This is a genomic window from Streptomyces composti (assembly GCF_012034205.1).
GTDB lineage: Bacteria > Actinomycetota > Actinomycetes > Streptomycetales > Streptomycetaceae > Streptomyces > Streptomyces composti.
Window position 1 is genome coordinate 123,866 of sequence record NZ_JAATEM010000009.1, and the last position, 24,046, is coordinate 147,911.

Below are 24,046 nucleotides of genomic sequence, written 5' to 3' on the forward strand. Positions count from 1 at the left end.
GCTCGGGAGCCGCGCGCCGCTCACGTTCCGTGCGACGCTGGGCCGTATGGACGACGCTGCTGCTCTGCTGGTCATGGTCGATGCCGCCAATGTGGTCGGCTCCGTGCCGGACGGATGGTGGCGGGACCGGCGGGGGGCCGCGGAGCGGTTGCGGGACCGTCTGGCGGCGGCGGGGCTGCCGGGGCACGAGGGGCCGGTGGAGATCGTGATGGTGGTGGAAGGGGCGGCGAAGGGGGTGGCTCCGGTGCCGGGCGTGCAGGTGGAGGAGGCGCCGGGGAGCGGGGACGATCACATCGTGCGGCTGGTGGCACAGGCCGCGGGGCGGCGGGTGCTGGTGGTCACGGCCGACCGCGACCTCCGGCGCCGGGTGTCGGAACTCGGCGCGGAGGTCACGGGCCCGCGATCGGTGCGCGGCTGATCCGGAGGGGTCAGCGGCTGTCAGGGACCGGGCCTGCCGGACCGGCCCGGTGCCGCCGTCTGCCCCTCCCTGGCGAGGCGGCTGTGGCCGCGGCTGTAGAGGAAGTAGACGACGATGCCGATCGCCATCCAGATGGCGAACCGCACCCAGGTCTCGGCCGGGAGGTTCAGCATCAGCCACAGAGAGGCGGCGACGGAGACCAGCGGCAGGAACGGGACCCACGGCGTGCGGAAGGAACGCGGCAGGTCGGGGCGGGTCCGGCGGAGGATGACCACGCTGATCGCGACGATCACGAAGGCGAACAGCGTGCCGATGTTCACCAGTGCCGCCAGCTCGTTCAGCGGGGTGAAGCCGGCGAGCACCGCGATCAGCACACCGAGCAGGATGGTCGGGCGGTGCGGGGTCTTGAAGCGCGGGTGGACCCGGGAGAAGAACCGCGGCAGCAGCCCGTCGCGGCTCATGGCGAAGAAGACCCGGGTCTGGCCGAGCAGCAGGATCATGCAGACGGTCGTCAGGCCGACCGCGGCGCCGAAGCTGATGAAGCCGGCGAACCAGGGATGCCCGGTGGCCTTGAATGCGTCGGCGAGCGGCGCGTCCACGGACAGCTCGCTGTAGTGCTGCATTCCGGTGACGACGATGGACACCAGCACGTACAGCGCGGTGCAGATGAACAGCGAGCCGAGGATGCCGCGGGGCATGTCGCGCTGAGGGTTCCTGGTCTCCTCGGCGGCGGTGGCGACGATGTCGAAGCCGATGAACGCGAAGAACACGACCGAGGCGGCCGTGAAGATGCCCATGACGCCGAAGTTCGCCGGCGCCCAGCCGAACATCAGCTGGATCAGGGGCGCGTCGAGGCTCTGCCCCGCCTCCACGGGCTGCGACTCGGGGATGAAGGGCTTGTAGTTGCTGGAGGTGATGAAGAACGCGCCGGCGATGATCACGACGAGGACGACGGTCACCTTGATGGCGACGACGATCGAGGTGACCCGGGCGGAGAGCTTCATGCCGAGGACGAGGATGCCGGTGAGGACCAGCACCAGCCCGGCCGCGAGGATGTCGAAGCCGAAGACGTCGGAGCCTTCCCGGCTGCCCAGGTAGGCGGGCATCTCCCAGCCCGCGTTGCCCATCAGCGACTGGATGTAGCCCGACCAGCCGACGGCCACCACCGCCGTACCGAGCGCGAACTCCAGGACGAGGTCCCAGCCGATGATCCACGCGGGCAGCTCACCGAGGGACGCGTACGAGAACGTGTAGGCGGAGCCCGCCACCGGGACGGTGGAGGCGAACTCGGCGTAGCAGAGCGCGGCGAGCGCGCAGACCACTCCGGCCACCACGAAGGCCAGGGCCACCGCGGGCCCGGCGTTGTTCTTGGCGACCGTGCCGGTGAGGACGAAGATGCCGGTGCCGATGATGACACCGACGCCGAAGACGGTCAGATCGAGCGCGGACAAGGACTTCTTGAGCGCGTGCTCTGGCTCCTCGGTGTCGAGGATCGACTGCTCGACGTTCTTCGTCCTGAAGAGGGGGCTGGTCACAGTACCTCCCACGCTTGTCATCCTCGACATGATCGAGAGGGGGCGTAGGTCGTATGCCCCGGTACCAGCACCCTCACGCAAACGGGCCGCCCGCGCCACTCATCACGGTGGCGGGGGCGGCCCGATCGGGCGATCAGGAAAGGCGGAGTGCGCGCGGGTCAGTCGCGCGCGGCCTCCACGGAGCCGACCGCGGAGCGCTCGTACCGGCCGTCCAGCTTGGCGACCAGGCCGGTGACCTGCCGGGCGATGTCCGGCGCGGTCAGGCCGATCTCGGCGAGCACCTCGGCGCGGGAGGCGTGGTCGAGGAAGCGCGGCGGGATGCCGAAGTCACGCAGCGGGACGTCGACGCCGGTGTCGCGCAGCGCCTGGGCGATGGCGCAGCCGACTCCGCCGACCCGCGAGTTGTCCTCCACGGTGACGACGACGCGGTGCTTCTCGGCGAGCGGAGCCATCGCCTCGTCCACCGGCTTGACCCAGCGCGGGTCGACGACGGTGGTGGAGATGCCCTGCTTGTCGAGCAGCTCGGCGACCTCCAGGCACATCGGCGCCAGGGCGCCGACGGAGACCAGCAGCACGTCCGGGGTGTCGGTGCCGGGCTCGCGCAGCACGTCCATGCCGCCCACGCGGCCCACGGCCGGGACGGCGGGTCCGACGGCGCCCTTGGAGAAGCGCACCACGGTCGGCGCGTCGTCCACCTCGACGGCCTCCCGCAGCTGGGCGCGCACCTGGTCGGCGTCGCGCGGGGCGGCCAGCCGCAGGCCGGGGACGACCTGCAGGATGGACATGTCCCACATGCCGTTGTGCGAGGGGCCGTCGGTGCCGGTGACGCCGGCCCGGTCCAGCACGAACGTCACGCCGCACTTGTGCAGGGCGACATCCATCAGCACCTGGTCGAAGGCGCGGTTGAGGAAGGTGGCGTAGACGGCGAAGACCGGGTGCACGCCCGCGTGGGCGAGGCCGGCCGCGGAGACGGCGCCGTGCTGCTCGGCGATGCCGACGTCGTAGACCCGGTCGGGGAAACGCTTGGCGAACCTGTCCAGGCCGACCGGCTGGAGCATGGCCGCGGTGATGGCGACGATGTCCTCGCGCTCCTCGCCCAGCTTGACCATCTCGTCGCCGAAGACGGAGGTCCAGTCGGCGCCTGCGGTGGCGATGGGCAGCCCGGTGTCGGGGTGGATCTTGCCGACGGCGTGGAACCGGTCGGCCTCGTCCTGGAGGGCGGGCTGGTAGCCGCGGCCCTTCTCGGTGAGGCAGTGCACGATCACCGGGCCGTTGAACCGCTTGGCGCGGGCCAGGGCGGACTCCAGGGCCTCGATGTCGTGCCCGTCGATCGGGCCGACGTACTTCAGGCCCAGGTCCTCGAACATGCCCTGCGGGGCGATGAAGTCCTTCAGGCCCTTCTTGGCGCCGTGCAGGGTGTCGTAGAGCGGGCGGCCGACGACCGGGGTGCGCTCCAGGAGGTCCTTGGTGCGGGCCAGGAAACGCTCGTAGCCGTCGGTGGTGCGCAGGGTCGCCAGGTGGTTCGCCAGGCCGCCGATGGTGGGCGCGTAGGAGCGCTCGTTGTCGTTGACGACGATGACCAGCGGGCGGTCCTTGGCGTCGGCGATGTTGTTCAGCGCCTCCCAGGCCATGCCGCCGGTCAGGGCGCCGTCGCCGATCACGGCGACGACGTGGCTGTCGCGCTTCAGGAGCTGGTTGGCCTTGGCGATGCCGTCGGCCCAGCCGAGCACGGTGGAGGCGTGGCTGTTCTCGATGACGTCGTGCTCGGACTCGGCCTGGGAGGGGTAGCCGGACAGGCCGCCCTTCATCTTCAGCCGGGAGAAGTCCTGCCGCCCGGTGAGCAGCTTGTGCACGTACGACTGGTGCCCGGTGTCCCAGAGCACCTTGTCCTTCGGCGACTCGAAGACCCGGTGCAGGGCGATGGTCAGCTCCACCACACCGAGGTTGGGGCCGAGGTGGCCGCCGGTCTTGGAGACCGCGTCGACGAGGAAGGTCCGGATCTCCTGGGCCAGCTGGGTCAGCTCCTCCTGGCTGAGCCGGTCCAGATCGCGCGGTCCCCTGATGCGGGTCAGCAGCGGCACCCGTGCCTCCTTGCAGTAGAGCTGATCGAGCTTTTGCCGGGCCTGACGAGTCTAATGTTCCGCTTCCGCGCGCGGACTCCGGGCTGTGCGTCGTACATCACGCGTTCGGCAGTACCCACCATGCGGCACCTCTACGACTCCCGCAGGGTTCACCAGCGGCCCGCGGGCACGCACGAGCGGCCCGGTGCCGTGAAGGCACCGGGCCGCTCGGAGGCTCCCCGGGGGGTGCGGACACCGTCCGTACGAGGCCGGCCCCCGTGCGGGCGGGGCCGGCCCGGCACGCACCGGGGGCGGGGCTAGGCCCGGCCCGCGGTCTTCTGCGTCTTGCGGGTGACGGCGTCGATGATGACCGTGGCCAGCAGCACGCCACCGGTGATCATGTACTGGACCGGCGAGGCGATGCCCTCGAGCGCCAGGCCGTAGGTGATCGAGATGATCACCATCACACCGAGCAGGGCGTCCCAGGTCCGGCCGCGTCCGCCGAACAGCGAGGTACCACCGATCACCGCCGCGGCGATGACGTTCATCAGGAACTCACCGGTACCGGCGCCCTGGTTCGCGGAGGCGATCTTCGAGGCGACGAACAGACCGCCGATCGCGGCGAACGTACCGGCGATGGCGAACACCGAGATGCGCACCAGCTCGACGTTGATACCGGCGCGGCGGGAGGCCTCGACACTGCCGCCGAGCGCGTACACCTTGCGGCCGTACGAGGTGCGGCGGAGCACGAAGTCGGTGATCACCAGCACCGCGAGGAAGATCACCACGGCCAGCGGCAGGCCCTTGTACTGGTTGAAGACGATCGCCACGGCGAAGGCGACGACGGCCAGGAACGCGGTGCGCACCACGATCTCGCTGACCGGCCGGGAGGGCACCCCGGCGGCCTCACGGCGGCGGTTGTCGAAGAACGAGGTGAGGAAGTACCCCACGGTGGCGACCAGCGCCAGGCCGTAGGCGGCGGCCACGTCCGAGAAGTAGTAGCTGGTCAGCTTGACGACCAGACCGTCGGAGTCGAGGTTGATGGTGCCGTTCTCGCCCAGGATCTGGAGCATGAAGCCCTGCCAGAACAGCAGACCGGCCAGGGTCACCGCGAAGGCCGGCACGCCGATGCGGGCGAAGACGAAGCCGTGGATGGCGCCGGCGGCCGTGCCGGTGAGGATCGCCAGCACCAGGGCCAGCACCTCGTTCATCCCGTGGGTGACGCTGAGCACCGCGAAGGTGGCGCCGGCGACACCGCTGACCGAGCCGACCGACAGGTCGATCTCGCCGAGCAGCAGGACGAAGACGATACCGACGGCGATCATGCCGGTGCCGACCATGGCGATCGACATGTCGGAGAAGTTGCCGGCGGTGAGGAAGTTGGAGTTCAGGCTGGTGAAGATCGCCCAGATGATGAGCAGGCCGACCACGACCGGGAGGGAGCCCAGGTCACCGGCCTTCATCTTGCGCTTGAACTCGTTGACGTAGCCCTTCAGGCCCTGCTCGCGCACCAGCAGCCGGGGGTCGACGGCGGTGACCGCTGCGGCCGCCGCCTCGGGGTTCTCCACGACGTGGTCCTCGGCGGGGGTGGTGGTCTTCTCGGTGCTCATTTCTTGATCTCCCCATTGGTGCGCGCCGCACGACGGGTCACGGCGTTGTCCGTGGCGCCCGTGATGGCGGAGATGATCTCTTCCTGCGAGGTCGACTTGACCTCGAAGACGCCGTTGTTGCGGCCCAGGCGCAGCACGGCGACCTTGTCCGCCACGGCCTTGACGTCGGCCATGTTGTGGCTGATGAGGATCACCGCGTGGCCGCGCTCGCGCAGGCGCTCCACCAGGTCGAGGACCTGGGCGGTCTGCTCGACGCCGAGGGCGGCGGTGGGCTCGTCGAGGATCACCAGCTTGGGCTCGCCGAGCATGGACCGGGCGATGGCCACGACCTGGCGCTGACCGCCGGAGAGCGAGGCGATCGGGATGCGGACGCTGGGGATGCGGATCGAGAGGGTGTCGAGCAGCTCGCGGGAGCGGCGCTCCATCTCCACCTCGTCCAGGACGCCGCGGCGGCGGATCTCCCGGCCGAGGAAGAGGTTGCCGACGACATCGATGTTGTCGCACAGCGCGAGGTCCTGGTACACCGTCGCGATGCCCAGGTTCTGGGCGTCGTGCGGCTTGCTGATCTGGACGGGCTTGCCCTCCCACTCGATGACGCCCTCATCGATGGGATGCACGCCGGCGATCGTCTTGACCAGCGTGGACTTTCCGGCACCGTTGTCGCCGACCAGGGCGACCACCTCACCGGCGTGGACCTCAAGCTCGACGTCGGTGAGCGCCTGGACGGCACCGAATCGCTTGGAGACCCCGCGCAACGCCAGCACGGGCGTAGCGGACACGTGAACCATCTCCTTCGCCGCCTGACCCGGCGGGAGGTTGTGCAGAAGTTTTCGGGGGGTGTTCCGACCGGCGCCCCGCGTAGCTTGCGGGGCTGGTGTGTGCGGGGCGCCGGCGGAGACTCGGGGCAGCGGGTCCCGTACGGGAGTCACCGGATGGACTCCCGTACTGCCTGGGGCTCCCTGCTGCTTACTTCAGACCGATCTTGTCGCAGGCGGCCTTGTACTTGCCCGCGCAGATCTCGTCGATGGTGTAGACGCCGTCCTTGACCACGGTGTCCTTGATGTTGTCCTGGGTCAGCGAGACGACCGGGACCAGGACGGCCGGGATGCCCTTGGTGGTGGGGCTGTCGACCTTGTCCTTGGCGATCGAGTCCAGGGACTTGCCCTGGGCGAGCGCGACGGCCATCTCCGCGGCGGCGTCGGCCTCCGGGGCGTACGGCTTGTAGACGCTCATGTACTGCTCACCGGTGACGATGCGCTGCACGCCCGCGAGCTCGGCGTCCTGGCCGGTGACCGGGATGTCGTCGATGCCGGCCGCCTTCAGAGCGGTGATGATGCCGCCCGCCATGCCGTCGTTGGCGCTGTAGACGCCGACGATCTTGTCCTTGCCGAGGGCGGAGATGGCGCCTTCCATGTTCTGGTTGGCGTTCTCCGGCTTCCACTCCTTGGTGTCGTACTCGCGGCCGATCTTCACCTTGCCGTCGAGGACGGAGTGGGCGCCCTTCTTGAACTGGGCGGCGTTCGGGTCGGTGGAGGACCCGTTCATCATGACGATCTGGCCGTCCTTGGCCTTGTCGCCGAGCGCCTTCAGCAGGGCCTCGCCCTGGGTCTTGCCGACGGTGACGTTGTCGAACGACGTGTAGGCGTCGATCGGACCCTCGGCGAGACGGTCGTAGGCGACGACCGGGATCTTGGCCTCCTTGGCCTTCTTCACCGAGCCGGCGATGGCCTTGGAGTCCACCGCGTCCAGGATCAGCACGTCGACCTTGTTGGTGACCATGGTGTCGACCTGCTGGGCCTGCAGGCTGGCGTCCTGCTTGGCGTTGGCGTAGACCACCTCGGCCTTGTTGTTCGTGAGCTCCTTGATCTTCTTCTCGATCAAGGGCTTGTCGAACTTCTCGTAGCGCGCGGTCTGGTTCTCCGGCAGGAGCAGACCGACCTTGATCTCGTCACCCTTGGCGGCCGAGCCGCCGCTGTCCTTGTCGCCCGACTCCTTGGCGCTGCCACAGGCGGCCAGCGAGACGGCCATTGCACCGGCGGCAATGGCAACGGCGGCACGACGCATACGTGCGTTCACTTCTTCAAACCTCCCTGACGAGGCCGCGTCGTTGCGGCCGAGGTGGCTGGAAGTCAACTCGGCCACACGTGCGACGTCAAGAAGTAAATCCTTAACGAGATGGCAACGGTGCCATCCGTTCTCTAAGTGAAGGCGGGTGTACCAGCCAACGGTGCCCCTGCCACAGCCCCGTCCAAAAGGGTCGAATCACCCATCTCGTTGAGGGCGAGGGCGAGCGCTCCGAGGACCTCCGCACGGCCCCCAAGTGCCCCGGGGAGAACGGACAGTTGACGCGCCGCACTGGGGATCGCGTAGCGGCCGACGGACTCCCTGATCGGCCCGAGCACCAGCTCTCCGGCCTCGGCGAGATCACCACCGAGGACGATCCGGCTCGGGTTCAGCAGGTTGCAGAGATTGGCGACTCCACTGCCGACGTGGCGGCCGACGTCGGCGATCACCCGACGGCAGCCCGGGTCGCCGTCCCTCGCCAGCCTCACGACCTTCTCCATGGTCAGATCCGTGCCGTGGCTGGAGTGGAGCAGCGGGAGCACATAGCGGGCCGCCGCGAAGGTCTCCAGGCAGCCGCGGTTGCCGCAGCGGCAGACGGGGCCGGACTCGTCGAGTGTAATATGCCCGATTTCGCCCGCTGTGCCGCCGGGCCCCCGGTAGATCTTCCCGTCGATCACCAGGCCGGCGCCGACACCGCTCGCGACCTTGATGTACGCCAGGTCGCGCACGCCCCTGCCGCTGCCCCAGACCATCTCGCCGAGGGCGCCGAGGTTGGCGTCGTTGTCCACGTGCACCGGCACTCCGAGGCGCCCCCGCAGCTCCTCGGCGGGTCTGGTGCCGCCCCAGCCCGGCAGGATCGCGGTGGAGCCCAGGGTGCCGGACTCCACGTCGATCGGGCCCGGTACGCCGAGGCCGATCCCGGCGATCTTGGAGCGGTCCACCCCGGTGGCGTCGATCATCTTGTTGACCAGCTGTTCCGCCCGGTCGAAGCCCTGGGTGGCGGAGGCGTCCACGTCCAGCGGCTCGGCCCTCTCGTCCAGCACCTGGTGGGCGAGATTGCCGATCGCCACGCGTAGATGCGTATGGCCGAAGTCCACCCCGATGACGATGCCGGCGTCCCCGCTGAGCGAGACGCTGCGGGCCCTGCGTCCCCCCGCCGAGGTGGGGGTGACCTGGACCGTTCCGCCCTCTTTCAGTTCACGGACGATGTTGGATACGGTCGCCGCCGACAGACCTGTCGTCCTCGCGATCTCGGCCTGGGTGAGAGAACCCGCAAGACGTACTGCTCGGACGACCCGCTCCAGGTTGGCTCGGTGCAGCGACGACTGCGACCCCGGAGTCTCCACGACGACCTCCTGCGCGCGGGGCCGCTTCGGTGAGGCCCCGTTTCATGTCCAACTAGTGAACTCTAAGCTGAGCCGTTCGGGTTGCCTCCCGTCAAGAGGTTGAACCGTTTCGGGGTACGACAGGGAGAACGGTCACATACACGGACGCCGCCCCCTGGACGGGAGCGGCGCGTGCGGGGCCGGCTGCGCTGCGTTACTTCAGCGCACCCGCGGTGAGCCCCTGGACCACCTGGCGCTGGAAGATGATGTAGGCGGCGAGCACCGGCAGCATCGCCATCACCAGCCCGGCGAACAGTCCGGACCAGTCCCCCTTGTAGCCCTGGCTGACCGCCAGCTGCACCAGGCCCTGGGTGAGGACGTGCTTGTCCTCGTCGGTGTTCAGCACCGTGGGCAGCATGTACTGGTTCCACTGGCCCAGGAAGTTGAAGATGCCCACGCTGATCAGGCCCGGCTTGGCCATCGGCAGCATGATCTGGAAGAACGTCCGGCTGTGCGAGGCGCCGTCCACGAACGCGGCCTCGGCGACGGAGGTCGGCAGGCTGCGGAAGAACGCGGTCAGGAAGAACACCGTGAACGGCAGCGAGTAGGCGATGTACACCAGGATCAGGCCGTGGATGGTGTTCAGCAGTCCCATGTTGTTGACCACGTAGAACAACGGGACCAGGGCGAGCATGATCGGGAAGCTCATGCCGCCGATGAACAGGTAGTAGATGAACCGGTTGCCCGGGAAGTCGAAGCGGGCCAGCACATAGGCCGCCATCGAGCCCAGGACCAGGGTGCCGATGAGCGAGCCGCCCACCACCAGGACGGTGTTGAGGAAGTAGTCGCTCATATGGGCCTGGGTCCAGGCCCTCGACCAGTTCTCGAAATGCAGCCGGTCCGGCAGCGACCAGGGGGAGCCGAAGATGGAGGCGTCGTCCTTGAAGGACGTCATCACCGCCCACACCAGCGGCATGACCACCATGATCGCCCAGATGACGAGGATGCCGTGGGAGAAGACATTGAGGACGGTGCCCTCCTTCTTCCCACGCGCCTGCCCGGGCGCCGGCAGGTCGATCTTGGTGACGGGGGCGCCGGACTCGGCGGGTACCGGAGCGGAGGTCTCGGTCGTCTTCATCTGATCAGTACTCCAGCCGCTCGCGCCGCCCCAGCCGCATCACGACGGCGGCGAAGGCCAGCGTGACGACGAGCAGGGCGACACCGATGGTGGTGGCATAGGCGGCCTGACCGTCACGGAACGCCTTCTGGTACACGTACAGGACCATGACGGTGGTCGAGTAGTCGGGCCCGCCGGGTCCGGTCGTCATGATCTGTACGACCGCGAACGACTCGGCGCCCAGGGCGAGGATGCCCATGTACACCCAGCCGGACTGCACGGTGTCCCACAGCAGCGGCAGGGTGATGCGGAAGAAGGTGGTGAAGCGGCTGGCGCCGTCCAGCAGCGCGGCCTCGTACAGGTCCGCCGGGATGGAGGCCATGCCCGCGGAGAACAGGACCACGAAGAAGCCGACCGTGGACCAGACGAGCACCGCCATCACGGCCCACAGGGCGAGGTCCGGGTCGCCGAGCCACAGCGGCTGGACGTCGTCCAGGCCGACCGCCCGCAGGACGGAGTTGATCGCGCCGCTGTCCGGGTTGTACGCGAACGCGAACAGCAGGGCGACGATCGCGATCGAGAGCACCTGCGGGAAGAAGTAGACGATCTTGTAGAAGCCGGAGCCGCGGACCCCGCTGATCACGGGCCCGCCCCGGCGCCGCCGGCCGCCCACATTGATCATGAACGACAGGAACAGCGCCAGGCCGATCGTCACCACCGGCACCAGCAGTGCGAACAGCAGGCTGTGCTGCAGCGACTTCCAGAAGATGGAGTCGTCCAGCATGCGCTCGTAGTTGGCGAAGCCCACCATCGAGAACTCGGGACTCAGGCCGGTCCAGTCCGTGAACGAGTAGTAGATCGACTGGATGAACGGCCAGATGACGAAGAGCGCGTACAGCCCCAGGGGAACCGCGAGGAACCCCACGATGAACCGGTACTTGCCGTGCTGCATTGCTAGCGACCCCGATCTGCGCGCGGGTGCCGCCAGGGCCGGCCCGGCGCGGCGGCGCCGGACAGGCCCTGGTGACGGGTTCTCACTGGTGCTTGTAGTGCTTGATCGACGAGTCCTTGGCGGTCTCGTCGGCGAAGGCCTGGATCTTCTTGATGGCCTCGGCCGGGGTGATGCGGCCGGCCATCATCTCGCCGAGGCCCGCCACACCGATCTTCTCCTTCTGCAGCTGCACGTACCAGTCCTGGATGCGCGGGTTCAGGACGTTCTCGCCGGCCAGTTCCAGCGCCGCGACACCGGACTTCAGACCCGGGGTCAGCTCGATGCCGTCGGTGCCGCCGTTGTAGGCGGTCAGCGACTTCACCTTGCTGGTGAAGTTCTTCGAGGAGGCCTCGCTGAGCATGATGCGCAGCTGCTCCATGCCGCCGAGGCCGTTCTTCGCCTTGGCCGGGACGATGAAGGGCTCACCGCCGGAGGCCCAGATGGTGCCGAAGGGCATCTTGTCGTTCTCGTCGAGGCCGGTGGGCGCGGACACCGTGACCTCGAAGTCCGCCGGGATGACCTTGGCGGACTCGTTCTCCACCCAGGAGCCGTTGGGCAGGAACAGCGCCTTGCCCTGCGCCCAGGCGGTCTGGGACTGGATGTGGTCGAGGCCGGGGGTGCCCTTGAGGATGTAGCCCTTCTTGTAGAGCTCGTAGTAGGCCTCGAAGCAGTCCTTGACCGCCGGGTGCTTCCAGGCGTTCGGCTCGAGGTTGTCGATGGCGTCGAGCACCTCGCGGCCGCCGACCTTGCCGATCATCGGGTAGAGCGAGAAGGGGATGTAGTACGGGTACTTGCCCGCGTACGTCCAGCCCGCCATGCCCTTCTTCTTGGCCTTGGCGCAGACCGCGAGCATCTGGTCCCAGGTCTTCGGGTACTCCTCGTCCAGCGAGTCCAGGGCCTTCTTGGAGTACCAGACGCCGTAGACCGTGTAGGCGTAGTAGAGGATCCAGACCTTTTCGCCGTCGAACTGGCCCATCTCGACGATGCCGGGGCGCAGCGTGTCGCGGACCTTCTTGTTCGGGTCGTCGTAGGACGGGGCGTCGAGCAGCGGGGTGAGGTCGGCGAGCTGGTTCTTGCCGACCAGGACGCCCATGTCCATCTGCTCGGCACCGGAGTTGTCGATGAGGTCGGGCGGGTTGCCCTGGTTGAAGCGCGGCTGCAGGGTCGACTGGATCTTCTGCGTCGCGGAGAACTTCACCTTGGCCTTGGGGAAGTTCTTCTCGTAGATCTTGACCGCGTCCTCGGCGTACTCCTTGCCGAAGCCGCCGTCGAAGAGGACGAATTCCATCTGCGCGGAGTCATTGACGCCGAGCGGATTCTTCGCGGTCTTCTTGCCGGCTTTGGCCTTGTCCTGATCGTCGCCTCCTCCCCCGCTGGCACACGCGGACAGGAAACCCATGGCAGGTACGGAGACCAGCCCCAGCGCGGCGGACCGCTTGATCAGACTGCGGCGGTCGACGCCGCTGGTGGCGAACTCGCCGGTGCCGTTGTTCTCGGCGGAGGTGGATCCCATGCTCAAGTCCTCGCCTTCTCCAGGACTCAGGCGGTGAACCGGATCCTTCCCGGCACCGCGTTCGGGTCAAGCTGGGTCGTGCTGGAAGTGCTGTCGAGGTGCTGTGGTGCTGGACGTTCCCGGTGCACGTCACTGATGGTCGGGCGCGGTGAGGATGCCCCGGAGTGCCGACAGGTATAGTCCACTTCCCGCCAGCGGAGCAAGATCGAATGCAAGGTTCACTGCCGGTCTTTTCCGAGTTGAGACCTGCCGGACATATGTGCGCCCGGCAGGCTTCTCGCCGGAATTATCCGGGTCTCCGAACTCGAATGCCGCATTCAACACCTTGACACCGTGGGCCACTTGGCCCACTACTGTTCCTTGCGCAGTGAAACTGACAACGTTGTCCAGGCGCAGGGAGGGTGCTCGCGCATGCTGCACAGAGTCCGGCCCAGGGTCCGGTACGGAGTACGGCACAGATGGAGTACGGCGGTCGTCGCGGCGACCGCCTTCGCTTTGGCCGCGACCTCCCAGGGCGCCGCCGTGGCCCTGCCGGGAGCACCGGCGAAGACCGACCGGGCGTTCGCCTCCTCGTTCGAGCAGGGCGATCCCGCTCCGGACTGGGTGAGCACCGTGGAGAGGGCGCCGGGCGGCGGCAAGCGCGCCTCCGGCGTCGACGGCGGCTACACCACCGGCATCCCGGGGAATGTGACCGACCGGGTGACCGACGTGCGGGCGAGCGCCGAGAACACCGGTGGCGGGGAGGTGAAGGAGAACCTCGTCGACGGCGAGCCCAGCACCAAGTGGCTGACCTTCGAGCCCACCGGCTGGGTCGAGTTCGACCTGGACGAACCGGTGGAAATCACCCGATATGCCCTCACCTCGGCCAATGACCACGCCGAACGCGACCCGCGGGACTGGACGCTGAAGGGCTCCGCGGACGGCAAGGAGTGGACCACGCTCGACACCCGCACGGGCGAGACCTTCGGCGAGCGGTTCCAGACGAAGATCTACGACCTGGACGCCGGCGCGGTCGCCGAGTACCGGCACTTCCGGCTGGAGATCACCAGGAACGGCAGCGGCGACATCGTGCAGCTCGCCGATGTGCAGTTCTCCACCGGCGACGAGGACGGGCCGGTGCCCCCGGACATGCTGACGCTGACCGACCGCGGCCCGAGCGGGTCGCCCACCGCGAAGGCGGGCGCCGGATTCACCGGAAAGCGTGCCCTGCGTTACGCCGGCCGGCACACCGCGAAGGGCCGGGCCTACTCGTACAACAAGGTCTTCGACGTCAATGTGAAGGTCGAGCGGGACACCCGGCTGTCGTACCGGATCTTCCCCTCGATGGCCGACGGCGACCTCGACTACGACGCCACCAACGTCTCGCTCGATCTCGCCTTCACCGACGGCACGTACCTGAGCGACCTGCGCGCCACCGACCAGCACGGCTTCCCGCTCACGCCGCGGGGCCAGGGCGCGGCGAAGGTCCTCTACGTCAACCAGTGGAACAACGTGGTCTCCCGGATCGGTTCGGTGGCCCGCGGCAAGACGGTCGACCGGATCCTGGTGGCCTACGACTCCCCCGAGGGTCCCGCGCAGTTCCGGGGCTGGGTGGACGACGTGCAGCTGAAGCCGGTGGCGCCCGAGAAGCCCAGGGCGCACCTGTCCGACTACGCGGTGACCACCCGCGGCACCAACTCCAGCGGCGGCTTCTCGCGCGGCAACACCTTCCCGGCCACCGCCGTGCCGCACGGCTTCAACTTCTGGACTCCGGTGACCAACGCCGGCTCGCTGACCTGGCTGTACGACTACGCCCGCGGCAACAACGGCGACAATCTGCCGACCATCCAGGCGTTCAGCGCCAGCCACGAGCCGAGCCCGTGGATGGGTGACCGGCAGACCTTCCAGGTGATGCCGTCGGCCGCGTCCGGCACCCCGGACACCGGCCGCGAGGCGCGGGAGCTGGCGTTCCGGCACGAGAACGAGACGGCCCGGCCGTACTACTACGGGGTCCGCTTCGAGAACGGCCTGAAGGCGGAGATGGCCCCGACCGACCACGCGGCGGCGCTGCGCTTCACCTACCCCGGCGACGACGCGAGCGTGATCTTCGACAACGTCACCGACGAGGCGGGCCTGACGCTCGACCGGGAGAACGGCGTCGTCACCGGCTACTCGGACGTCAAGTCCGGCCTGTCCACCGGCGCCACCCGGCTGTTCGTGTACGGCGAGTTCGACAAGAAGGCCGTCGACGGAGCGTCGAGCGGCGTCAAGGGCCATCTGCGCTTCGACGCGGGCAAGGACCGCACGGTGACGCTGCGCCTGGCCACCTCGCTGATCAGCGTCGACCAGGCGAAGGACAATCTGCGTCAGGAGCTGCCCGCGAGCCGGTCCTTCGAGTCGGTGAAGAAGGCGGCCCAGCGCCAGTGGGACGAGCTGCTGGGCACGGTGGAGGTCGAGGGCGCGACCCCGGACCAGCTGACCACGCTCTACTCCAGCCTCTACCGGCTGTACCTGTACCCGAACTCGGGCTTCGAGAAGGTCGGCGGCACCTACAAGTACGCTTCGCCCTTCTCGAAGATGACCGGGCCGGACACCCCGACCCACACCGGGGCGAAGATCGTCGAAGGCAAGGTGTACGTCAACAACGGCTTCTGGGACACCTACCGGACCACCTGGCCCGCGTACTCCTTCCTCACCCCGTCCCGGGCCGGTGAGCTGGTCGACGGCTTCGTGCAGCACTACAAGGACGGCGGCTGGACCTCCCGCTGGTCCTCCCCCGGCTACGCGGACCTGATGACCGGCACCTCCTCGGACGTGGCGTTCGCGGACGCGTACGTCAAGGGCGTCGGCTTCGACGCGGAGGCGGCGTACGACGCGGCCGTGAAGAACGCCACCGTGGTGCCGCCCTCCTCGGGCGTGGGCCGCAAGGGCATGGCCACCTCGCCCTTCCTCGGCTACACCTCCACCGAGACCCACGAGGGCCTGTCCTGGGCGCTGGAGGGCTACATCAACGACTACGGCATCGCGAGGATGGCCGAGGCCCTGCACAAGAAGACCGGCAAGAAGCGCTACAAGGAGGAGGCCGCCTACTTCCTGAACCGGGCGCGCGACTACGTCAACCTCTTCGACGCGAAGGCCGGCTTCTTCCAGGGCCGCGACCTCGAGGGCGACTGGCGGGTGCCGTCGGAGAAGTACGACCCCAGGGTGTGGGGGTACGACTACACCGAGACCAACGGCTGGGGCTACGCCTTCACCGCACCGCAGGACAGCCGGGGCCTGGCCAACCTCTACGGCGGCCGGAAGGGCCTCGCCGACAAGCTCGACGAGTACCTGTCCACCCCGGAGACGGCCTCGCCCGAGTTCGTCGGCTCCTACGGCGGTGTCATCCACGAGATGACCGAGGCGCGGGACGTGCGGATGGGCATGTACGGCCACTCCAACCAGGTCGCCCACCACGCCCTGTACATGTACGACGCGGCCGGGCAGCCCTGGAAGACGCAGAAGAACGTGCGCGAGGTGCTGCAGCGGCTGTACACCGGCAGTGAGATCGGGCAGGGCTACCACGGCGACGAGGACAACGGCGAGCAGTCGGCCTGGTACCTGTTCTCCGCGCTGGGCTTCTATCCGCTGGTGATGGGCAGCGGCGAGTACGCCATCGGCTCCCCGCTGTTCACCAAGGCGACCGTGCACCTGGAGAACGGCCGCAAGCTGGTGGTGAAGGCGCCGAAGAACAGCACGCGCAATGTGTACGTGCAGGGCCTGAAGGTCAACGGCAGGAGCTGGAACTCCACCGCGCTCCCGCACAAGCTGATCGCCCAGGGCGGCGTCCTGGAGTTCGACATGGGGCCGCGCCCGTCGAAGTGGGGCACCGGCAAGAACGCGGCGCCGGTGTCCATCACCCGCGACGACAAGGTGCCCAGCCCGCGCAAGGACCTGCTGAAGGGCGACGGACCGCTGTTCGACGACACCTCGGAGACCGGGGCCGCGGTGTCCACGGTCGAACTGCCGGTCACCGGCGAGGCCAAGGCGGTGCAGTACACGCTGACCTCCGCGGACCCGGAGAAGGCGCCCACCGGCTGGGTGCTGCAGGGCTCGGCCGACGGCAGGACGTGGCAGGACCTGGACGAACGGTCCGGTGAGTCCTTCCGCTGGGAGCGGCAGACCCGGGTCTTCTCCGTGGACAAGCCGGCCGCCCACCGGCACTACCGTCTGGTGCTGAGCGGTGAGGCGACACTGACGGAGGTGGAGCTGCTGGGCTGACGCGGCGCCACCCACGCCGTACGGCGGGTCCGGGCCAGGCCCGGGCCCGCCGTGCGTTGTGCGGCGGCGTTCAGAGTGCGGTCCGGAGCAGCCGCTCGAGCTCGGCGGCCCGCTGCTCGCCGTCGAGGACGCGGACCACATCCACCAGCGCGTGCTCACCGCCGGGCACCCCGAGCGCCGCACGCACGATGGCCACCACGTCCTCGCGCAGCCGCATTCCGCGCACGTCGACGGGCCGGCCCAGCACCTCGCCGAGGAGCGAGGCGACGTTCTGGCGGCCGTGGGGGTCCTGCACGGACGGCAGGGCGCACAGGGCGTCGGTGAGGTCGAGGAGCAGCCGCATGGCACCCCCGCCGCCACCGTCCGCCCCGCCGGCTTCCCCGCCGGCCCGCTGAAGACGCCGCCGCATCCGGTCGGCCGTCGCGCCTCCCTCGTACAGCTCGATCACCTGCAGCAGCACGCTCTCCCCGCCCTCGGCGGCCAGGGCGCCGCGGGCCAGCATCGCCGCGTCCTCCTGCAGCCGGACGCCGCGCAGATCGACGGTGCGCCCCAGCTGTTCGCCCAGGACGGCGGCGAGCCGCATCCGGGTCTGCACGTCCGCCAGGGAGGGCAGTTCGCCCAGCAGCCTGGCGAGGACCAGCAGCCGGGCGAGCCCTTCGGCGGGCCTCGGCTGCTCCGGCACCGGAGGAGGCACGGACGGTGCCGGGCTTTCCTGCTGGGCCGGGATGCCGGGCAGCGGGTGCTGCCGCGGGGCCCTCACCGACCGGGCGATGACCAGCCGGCGCTCCACCTGCGCCCACAGCTGGGGGCGCTGGCGCACCCCGGCCGCGCGCAGCTCGTCGTAGACGTACTCGTAGAGGTCCTGCGTGCTGATCAGGCCGTCGCCGTTGCGGTCGGCCTCGCCCGAGCGGAGGCCCTTGATGACCGCGCCGGTGAACCGGGAGGGCTCGGGGTCGAGTTCGTCGAGGCGTTCGCCCTCCCAGGCGTACTCGGTGCGGTTGGTCGCGGTGAGCACCGCGATGCCGTGTCCGGCCAGTTCGTCCTTCAGGTGCACGGTGGTGTCGCCCTTGGCGCCGGGCAGGAAGGCGCCGCTGTAGCAGCAGTCGAGCAGCAGCACGACCGACCGGGCCCGGCAGCGCAGCATCCGGGTGCGCAGGAACTCGGCGGAGACCGCGGTGGAGGCGAGCAGGCGGCGGTCGGTGTCGGAGGCGGCGAAGTACAGCTCGCCGTCGTCGTTCTTCACGCCGTGGCTGGAGATGTGCAGCAGGAGCAGGTCGTCACGGCCCCGGTCGAGGAAGAAGTGCTCGATGGCGCGGGCCACCTCGTGGTGGGGGCGGTCGACGACCGGTGTCACCGTGAAGCCGCCGATGTCGGGGTCGCGCAGCACCTCGGCGAGTCCCTCGGCGTCCCGGGCGGGAGAGCGCAGCCGGCGCAGCTCCCGGTCGTCGTAGTGGCCCGTCGCGACGAGCAGGGCGTAGCGGCCCGCGGACACGTCGGGGCCGCCCTTCAGCCGCCCTGGCCGGGTCCGGCCGAGGAGCCGGCGGGGCCGGGGTCCCCGGGGCCGTCACCGGGGTCGTGGGGGTCGTTCCCGTCGCCGGAGCCGCCCGCGGTGCCGGCCTCGTGGGCGGCGAGGAAGGCCTCGATGAGGCGCTGCTGGTCGGCGGAGGAGACGGCCTCGAGCTCCAGGCTGTTGTCGCCGAGGGCGATGCTGACCGTGCGGACCGGGCGGTTCTCGATCCAGGTCTGGACGAGGCTCACCACCGAGCGCAGGGCGATGGGTGCCATGGTCACCGCGAGGGCGCCCACGGCGATCGCGTCGACCGGCTTGGCTCCCTCGGGGAGGTCACCGGCGCGGCGCAGCCGGACGTCGTCCACGTCCAGTTCGAGCAGCCGGTCGCGTAACCGGCGGGTCAGTTCGTCGAGTTCTTCCTGGTCGCTGTCCTGACGCCCGGTCAGGACGAGCTGCATGTGTTCCCTGCCGCGGCTCACCGCCACCCCCGTCGCCTGGTGTCTCATCAGCGTACAACGGGGAACACGGCGAGGGCCGCACCTCCGACTCCGGAGGTGCGGCCCCAACTGGCGTGCGCTGCCGCCTACTTGCGGATCAGCCGCCGCTCACGTGCCGCGCGGGCCGCGCTCACTTGCGGAGCAGGCTGCGCAGCACGTACTGCATGATGCCGCCGTTGCGGTAGTAGTCCGCCTCACCCGGGGTGTCGATGCGGACGACCGCGTCGAACTCGACGCCGGTGTCGGTGGTGACCTTCACCGTGCGCGGCGTGGTGCCGCTGTTGAGCTCGGTGACGCCGGAGATGGAGAAGGTCTCCTCGCCGGTCAGGCCGAGGGTGTCGGCGCTCTGGCCCTCGGGGAACTGCAGCGGCAGGACGCCCATGCCGATGAGGTTGGAGCGGTGGATGCGCTCGTAGGACTCGGCGATGACGGCCTTCACACCGAGCAGCGCGGTGCCCTTGGCGGCCCAGTCGCGGGAGGAGCCGGAGCCGTACTCCTTGCCGGCCAGGACGACCAGCGGGATGCCGGCGGCCTGGTAGTTCTGGGCGGCGTCGTAGATGAAGGAGACCGGGCCGCCCTCCTGCGTGAAGTCACGCGTGTAGCCGCCCTCGGTGCCCGGCGCGATCTGGTTGCGCAGGCGGATGTTGGCGAACGTACCGCGGATCATGACCTCGTGGTTGCCGCGGCGGGAGCCGTAGCTGTTGAAGTCGCGGCGCTCGACGCCGTGCTCCGTGAGGTACTTGCCGGCCGGGGTGTCGGCCTTGATCGCACCGGCCGGGGAGATGTGGTCGGTGGTGACCGAGTCGCCCAGCTTGGCCAGGACGCGGGCGCCGGAGATGTCCTCGACCGGGGCCGGCTCCATGGTCATGCCCTCGAAGTACGGGGGCTTGCGGACGTAGGTGGACTCCGGGTCCCACTCGAAGGTGTCGCCGGTCGGGATGGGCAGCGCCTGCCACTGGGCGTCGCCGGCGAAGACGTCGGAGTAGGACTTGGAGAACATGTCCTCGCCGATGGCGTTGGCCACGACGTCGTTGACCTCGGCCTCCGAGGGCCAGATGTCCTTGAGGTAGACCGGGTTGCCGTCCTGGTCGGTGCCCAGGGCGTCCTTGGTGATGTCCACCTTCATCGAGCCGGCGATGGCGTAGGCGACGACCAGCGGCGGGGACGCCAGGTAGTTCATCTTGACGTCGGGGTTGATCCGGCCCTCGAAGTTGCGGTTGCCGGACAGGACCGAGACGACGGCGAGGTCGTGGTCGTTGACGGCCTTGGAGACCTCCTCCGGCAGCGGGCCGGAGTTGCCGATGCAGGTGGTGCAGCCGTAGCCGACGAGGTTGAAGCCGACCTTGTCCAGGTACGGGGTCAGGCCCGCCTTGTCGAAGTAGTCGGTGACGACCTTGGAGCCGGGGGCGAGGGTGGTCTTGACCCACGGCTTGCGGGTCAGGCCCTTCTCCACCGCCTTCTTGGCGACCAGGGCGGCGGCGACCATGACGTACGGGTTGGAGGTGTTGGTGCAGGAGGTGATGGCCGCGACCGTCACCGCACCGTGGTCCAGCTCGTAGGAGGTGCCGTCGGGGGCGGTCACCCGGACCGGGTTGGACGGGGTGCCGTTCGGGATGGTGGACGGGGCGTCGGAGCCGGGGAAGGACTCCTTGCTCGCCTCGTACTCGTCGCTGACGTAGTTGCGGACGTCCTGCTTGAACTGCTCGGCGGCGTTCGCCAGGACGATGCGGTCCTGCGGGCGCTTCGGGCCGGCGATGGACGGGACGACGGTGGACAGGTCCAGCTCGAGCTTCTCGGAGAAGTCCGGCTCGGCCTTCGGGTCCAGCCAGAGGCCCTGCTCCTTGGCGTACGCCTCGACCAGCGCGATCTGCTTCTCGCTGCGGCCGGTCAGACGCAGGTAGCTGATGGTCTCCTCGTCGATCGGGAAGATCGCGGCGGTGGAGCCGAACTCCGGGGACATGTTGCCGATGGTGGCGCGGTTGGCGAGCGAGGTGGCGGCCACGCCCTCGCCGTAGAACTCGACGAACTTGCCGACCACGCCGTGCTTGCGCAGCATCTCGGTGATGGTGAGCACCAGGTCGGTGGCGGTGGTGCCGGGCTGCAGCTCACCGGTGAGCTTGAAGCCGACGACGCGCGGGATCAGCATGGAGACCGGCTGGCCGAGCATGGCGGCCTCGGCCTCGATGCCGCCGACGCCCCAGCCGAGGACGCCGAGGCCGTTGACCATCGTGGTGTGCGAGTCGGTGCCGACGAGGGTGTCGGGGTACGCCTTGCCGTCGCGGGTCATCACCACGCGGGCCAGGTGCTCGATGTTCACCTGGTGGACGATGCCGGTGCCGGGCGGGACGACCTTGAACTCGTCGAAGGCGGTCTGACCCCAGCGCAGGAACTGGTAGCGCTCCCGGTTGCGGCCGTACTCCAGATCGACGTTCACCTTGAAGGCGTCGCTGGTGCCGAACTTGTCGGCGATCACCGAGTGGTCGATGACCAGCTCGGCCGGGGCCAGCGGGTTGATCTTCGAGGGGTCGCCGCCCAGCTCCTTCACGGCCTCACGCATGGTGGCGAGGTCCACGACACAGGGGACGCCGGTGAAGTCCTGCATGATCACGCGGGCCGGCGTGAACTGGATCTCCTGCGACGGCTGGGCCTGGGAGTCCCAGGAGCCGAGCGCGCGGATGTGGTCGGCGGTGATGTTCGCGCCGTCCTCGGTGCGGAGAAGGTTCTCCAGCAGCACCTTCAGGCTGTAGGGAAGGCGCGCGGAGCCCTCGACCTTGTCCAGCCTGAAGATCTCGTACGACTCGTCGCCCACCTGCAGCGTGCTGCGGGCGTCGAAGCTGTTCGCCGACACGACAGTCTCCTTCATAGATGTGCGCGTACCACCGTCAATCGTGCCGCCACGCCGGCTTGGCCGTTCCCGTGAGGTCAGGCTAAGTTAGGTAGGCCTAACTCGAGTGGCGACCGCGGTGCGCCTCGGCAGATATCTCGATGTCGAGATAACTCTAGTACACGGGCGCCGAATGGTCATGCCCGGACCCTCGGCGTGCCCCGGCGCGACCTGCGGCACGCCCCGGCGGGTACCCCCCGGCGAGCCGGACGACCCCCTCCGGGCACACCCGTCTCCAGCCCTCGGACACACCTCCGGACGCCCGGGGCATGCCTCTCCGGCACCCCCGGCACACCCCTGGAGCCCGGCACACCCCCTCAAGGACACCCCTGGCACCCGGGACGCCGCGCACCCTGGCCCCATGACCCCCCGCATTCGGGGTAGCCGAACTGAGACAGGGTCAGATACTCATACGAGGGAGACAGAGGTGCCGCTCACTTTCCGCAAGAGCTTCCGGATCCTTCCGGGGGTGCGGCTGAACATCAACAAGCGGTCCTGGTCCATCACCACCGGCGGCGGCAAAGGCCCCAGGTACACTCGGAGCAGCACCGGACGTCGTACGACTTCGGTGGATTTGCCGGGGCCTTTCGGGTGGCGACGGACGCGGAACACACGTAGCACCAGGGGATGAATCGGGCAAGTTTGACGCCATGTCACCCGAACGGACCCCCCAAGAGGCGGCATCTCATATCTGAGATAACCTCAACCCCATGGCAGACGACTACCTCGTACGCATCGGCAAGCTCATCCGCGATGCCCGGCAACACCGGGGCTGGACGCAGGCGCAGCTGGCCGAGGCCCTCGCCACCAGCCAGAGCGCCGTCAACCGCATCGAGCGCGGCAACCAGAACATCAGCCTTGAGATGATCGCCCGCATCGGCGAGGCCCTGGACAGCGAGATCGTGTCCCTGGGATACGCCGGTCCGATGCATCTGCGCGTGGTCGGCGGACGCCGGCTCTCCGGCGCCATCGATGTCAAGACGAGCAAGAACGCGTGCGTGGCACTGCTGTGCGCCTCGCTGCTCAACAGCGGACGCACCGTGCTGCGCCGCGTCGCCCGCATCGAGGAGGTCTACCGCCTCCTGGAGGTGCTGGGCTCCATCGGCGTGCGCGCCCGGTGGATCAACGACGGCACCGACCTGGAGATCGTGCCGCCGGCCGAGCTGGACCTGGACGCCATCGACGCGGACGCCGCCCGCCGCACCCGCTCGATCATCATGTTCCTCGGTCCGCTGCTGCACCGCATGGACCGCTTCAAGCTGCCCTACGCCGGCGGCTGCGACCTCGGCACCCGCACCGTCGAGCCGCACATGATCGCGCTGCGCCGGTTCGGCCTGGACATCGCCGCCACCGAGGGCCAGTACCACGCGGTGGTGGACCGCTCGGTCAGCCCCGACCGCCCGATCGTGCTGACCGAGCGCGGGGACACGGTCACGGAGAACGCCCTCCTCGCCGCAGCGCGGCACGACGGCATCACCGTCATCCGCAACGCCTCCTCCAACTACATGGTCCAGGACCTGTGCTTCTTCCTGGAGGCACTGGGCGTGAAGGTCGACGGCATCGGCACCACCACGCTCACCGTGCACGGCGTGCCGGACATCGACGTCGACGTCGACTACTCGCCCTCCGAGGACCCGGTCGAGGCGATGAGCCTGGTCGCCGCCGCCGTGGTGACCGAGTCGGAGCTGACGATCCGCCGGGTGCCGATCGAGTTCCTGGAGATCGAGCTGGCGGTCCTGGAGGAGATGGGCCTCGACCACGACCGCACGCCCGAGTACTTCGCCGACAACGGCCGCACCCGCCTGGTGGACCTGACGGTGCGCCCCTCCAAGCTGGAGGCGCCCATCGACAAGATCCACCCGATGCCGTTCCCCGGCCTGAACATCGACAACGTGCCGTTCTTCGCGGCGATCGCGGCGGTGGCGCAGGGCAAGACGCTGATCCACGACTGGGTCTACGACAACCGCGCCATCTACCTGACCGACCTCAACCGCCTCGGCGGCCGCCTGCAGCTGCTCGACCCGCACCGCGTCCTGGTGGAGGGCCCCACCCGCTGGCGCGCGGCCGAGATGATGTGCCCGCCGGCGCTGCGTCCCGCGGTCGTCGTGCTGCTGGCGATGATGGCGGCGGAGGGCACGTCGGTCCTGCGCAACGTATATGTCATCAACCGGGGTTACGAGGATCTCGCCGAGCGCCTGAACTCCATCGGCGCACAGATCGAGATCTTCCGGGACATCTGACGTCCCTGGTGTTCTCCATGCCGTTCCCCTCCTGACCGTGGGT

16 protein-coding genes are annotated in these 24,046 nt (G+C 69.0%); 4 read left to right on the forward strand and 12 right to left on the reverse strand.

Features of this window, described 5'->3' with window-relative positions:
- Window positions 1-46: 46 nt before the first annotated feature.
- Window positions 47-418, forward strand: coding sequence for a PIN domain-containing protein (locus HCJ93_RS09580; protein WP_167993057.1), 372 nt, complete (start codon window positions 47-49; stop codon window positions 416-418).
- Between the two features lie 20 nt (window positions 419-438).
- Here the strand turns inward: HCJ93_RS09580 and HCJ93_RS09585 are convergent, their stop codons facing one another.
- From HCJ93_RS09585 to ngcE, 9 genes are all read right to left on the reverse strand, one after another.
- Window positions 439-1,953 (reverse strand): amino acid permease, encoded by a 1,515-nt coding sequence (locus HCJ93_RS09585; RefSeq protein WP_167993058.1) that lies wholly within the window; start codon window positions 1,951-1,953, stop codon window positions 439-441.
- Between the two features lie 158 nt (window positions 1,954-2,111).
- Window positions 2,112-4,034, reverse strand: a complete 1,923-nt coding sequence (dxs, locus tag HCJ93_RS09590) for a 1-deoxy-D-xylulose-5-phosphate synthase (protein WP_167993059.1) — start codon at window positions 4,032-4,034, stop codon at window positions 2,112-2,114.
- 296 nt (window positions 4,035-4,330) lie between these two features.
- Window positions 4,331-5,623: a sugar ABC transporter permease gene (locus tag HCJ93_RS09595; protein WP_167993060.1), complete on the reverse strand. Its 1,293-nt coding sequence runs from the start codon at window positions 5,621-5,623 to the stop codon at window positions 4,331-4,333.
- Window positions 5,620-6,411 (reverse strand): ATP-binding cassette domain-containing protein, encoded by a 792-nt coding sequence (locus HCJ93_RS09600; protein WP_167993061.1) that lies wholly within the window; start codon window positions 6,409-6,411, stop codon window positions 5,620-5,622. The genes HCJ93_RS09595 and HCJ93_RS09600 overlap by 4 nt, the downstream gene beginning before the upstream one ends.
- A gap of 178 nt (window positions 6,412-6,589) precedes the next feature.
- Window positions 6,590-7,687: an ABC transporter substrate-binding protein gene (locus HCJ93_RS09605; protein ID WP_167993134.1), complete on the reverse strand. Its 1,098-nt coding sequence runs from the start codon at window positions 7,685-7,687 to the stop codon at window positions 6,590-6,592.
- Window positions 7,688-7,821: 134 nt separating this feature from the next.
- On the reverse strand, window positions 7,822-9,033 hold the full coding sequence (locus tag HCJ93_RS09610; RefSeq protein WP_167993062.1) for an ROK family transcriptional regulator: 1,212 nt from the start codon (window positions 9,031-9,033) through the stop codon (window positions 7,822-7,824).
- Window positions 9,034-9,226: 193 nt separating this feature from the next.
- Window positions 9,227-10,150 carry a carbohydrate ABC transporter permease gene (locus HCJ93_RS09615; RefSeq protein WP_167993063.1) on the reverse strand — a complete coding sequence of 308 codons (924 nt, stop codon included), beginning with the start codon at window positions 10,148-10,150 and terminating at the stop codon, window positions 9,227-9,229.
- A 4-nt stretch (window positions 10,151-10,154) separates the two neighbouring features.
- Window positions 10,155-11,081 carry a carbohydrate ABC transporter permease gene (locus HCJ93_RS09620; RefSeq protein ID WP_167993064.1) on the reverse strand — a complete coding sequence of 309 codons (927 nt, stop codon included), beginning with the start codon at window positions 11,079-11,081 and terminating at the stop codon, window positions 10,155-10,157.
- Between the two features lie 82 nt (window positions 11,082-11,163).
- Window positions 11,164-12,633 (reverse strand): N-acetylglucosamine/diacetylchitobiose ABC transporter substrate-binding protein, encoded by a 1,470-nt coding sequence (gene ngcE / locus HCJ93_RS09625; protein ID WP_167993065.1) that lies wholly within the window; start codon window positions 12,631-12,633, stop codon window positions 11,164-11,166.
- Window positions 12,634-13,044: 411 nt separating this feature from the next.
- On the opposite strand from ngcE, the gene HCJ93_RS09630 reads away from it, so the two are divergent.
- Window positions 13,045-16,872, forward strand: coding sequence for a GH92 family glycosyl hydrolase (locus HCJ93_RS09630; protein WP_167993066.1), 3,828 nt, complete (start codon window positions 13,045-13,047; stop codon window positions 16,870-16,872).
- 70 nt (window positions 16,873-16,942) lie between these two features.
- Here the strand turns inward: HCJ93_RS09630 and HCJ93_RS29375 are convergent, their stop codons facing one another.
- The 3 genes from HCJ93_RS29375 to acnA all read right to left on the reverse strand — a co-directional run bounded on the left by HCJ93_RS29375 (window position 16,943) and on the right by acnA (window position 21,727).
- Window positions 16,943-18,364 (reverse strand): caspase, EACC1-associated type, encoded by a 1,422-nt coding sequence (locus HCJ93_RS29375; RefSeq protein WP_309141357.1) that lies wholly within the window; start codon window positions 18,362-18,364, stop codon window positions 16,943-16,945.
- A gap of 14 nt (window positions 18,365-18,378) precedes the next feature.
- Window positions 18,379-18,840 (reverse strand): hypothetical protein, encoded by a 462-nt coding sequence (locus tag HCJ93_RS09640; RefSeq protein WP_240967519.1) that lies wholly within the window; start codon window positions 18,838-18,840, stop codon window positions 18,379-18,381.
- 169 nt (window positions 18,841-19,009) lie between these two features.
- Window positions 19,010-21,727: an aconitate hydratase AcnA gene (gene acnA, locus HCJ93_RS09645; protein ID WP_167993067.1), complete on the reverse strand. Its 2,718-nt coding sequence runs from the start codon at window positions 21,725-21,727 to the stop codon at window positions 19,010-19,012.
- Between the two features lie 463 nt (window positions 21,728-22,190).
- On the opposite strand from acnA, the gene HCJ93_RS09650 reads away from it, so the two are divergent.
- A complete protein-coding gene (locus tag HCJ93_RS09650; RefSeq protein ID WP_167993068.1) occupies window positions 22,191-22,394 on the forward strand; it encodes a DUF4236 domain-containing protein in 204 nt (67 codons plus the stop codon).
- 79 nt (window positions 22,395-22,473) lie between these two features.
- Window positions 22,474-24,003, forward strand: coding sequence for a UDP-N-acetylglucosamine 1-carboxyvinyltransferase (locus tag HCJ93_RS09655; RefSeq protein WP_167993069.1), 1,530 nt, complete (start codon window positions 22,474-22,476; stop codon window positions 24,001-24,003).
- The last annotated feature ends 43 nt before the right edge of the window (window positions 24,004-24,046 follow it).

Coding starts and splice junctions, on each gene's coding strand:
- HCJ93_RS09580 (WP_167993057.1), top strand. CDS start 47: ATGGACGACGCTGCTGCTCTGCTGGTCATGGTCGATGCCGCCAATGTG.
- HCJ93_RS09595 (WP_167993060.1), bottom strand. CDS start 5,623: ATGAGCACCGAGAAGACCACCACCCCCGCCGAGGACCACGTCGTGGAG.
- HCJ93_RS09600 (WP_167993061.1), bottom strand. CDS start 6,411: ATGGTTCACGTGTCCGCTACGCCCGTGCTGGCGTTGCGCGGGGTCTCC.
- HCJ93_RS09605 (WP_167993134.1), bottom strand. CDS start 7,687: ATGCGTCGTGCCGCCGTTGCCATTGCCGCCGGTGCAATGGCCGTCTCG.
- HCJ93_RS09615 (WP_167993063.1), bottom strand. CDS start 10,150: ATGAAGACGACCGAGACCTCCGCTCCGGTACCCGCCGAGTCCGGCGCC.
- HCJ93_RS09620 (WP_167993064.1), bottom strand. CDS start 11,081: ATGCAGCACGGCAAGTACCGGTTCATCGTGGGGTTCCTCGCGGTTCCC.
- ngcE (WP_167993065.1), bottom strand. CDS start 12,633: ATGGGATCCACCTCCGCCGAGAACAACGGCACCGGCGAGTTCGCCACC.
- HCJ93_RS09630 (WP_167993066.1), top strand. CDS start 13,045: ATGCTGCACAGAGTCCGGCCCAGGGTCCGGTACGGAGTACGGCACAGA.
- HCJ93_RS09640 (WP_240967519.1), bottom strand. CDS start 18,840: ATGCAGCTCGTCCTGACCGGGCGTCAGGACAGCGACCAGGAAGAACTC.
- HCJ93_RS09655 (WP_167993069.1), top strand. CDS start 22,474: ATGGCAGACGACTACCTCGTACGCATCGGCAAGCTCATCCGCGATGCC.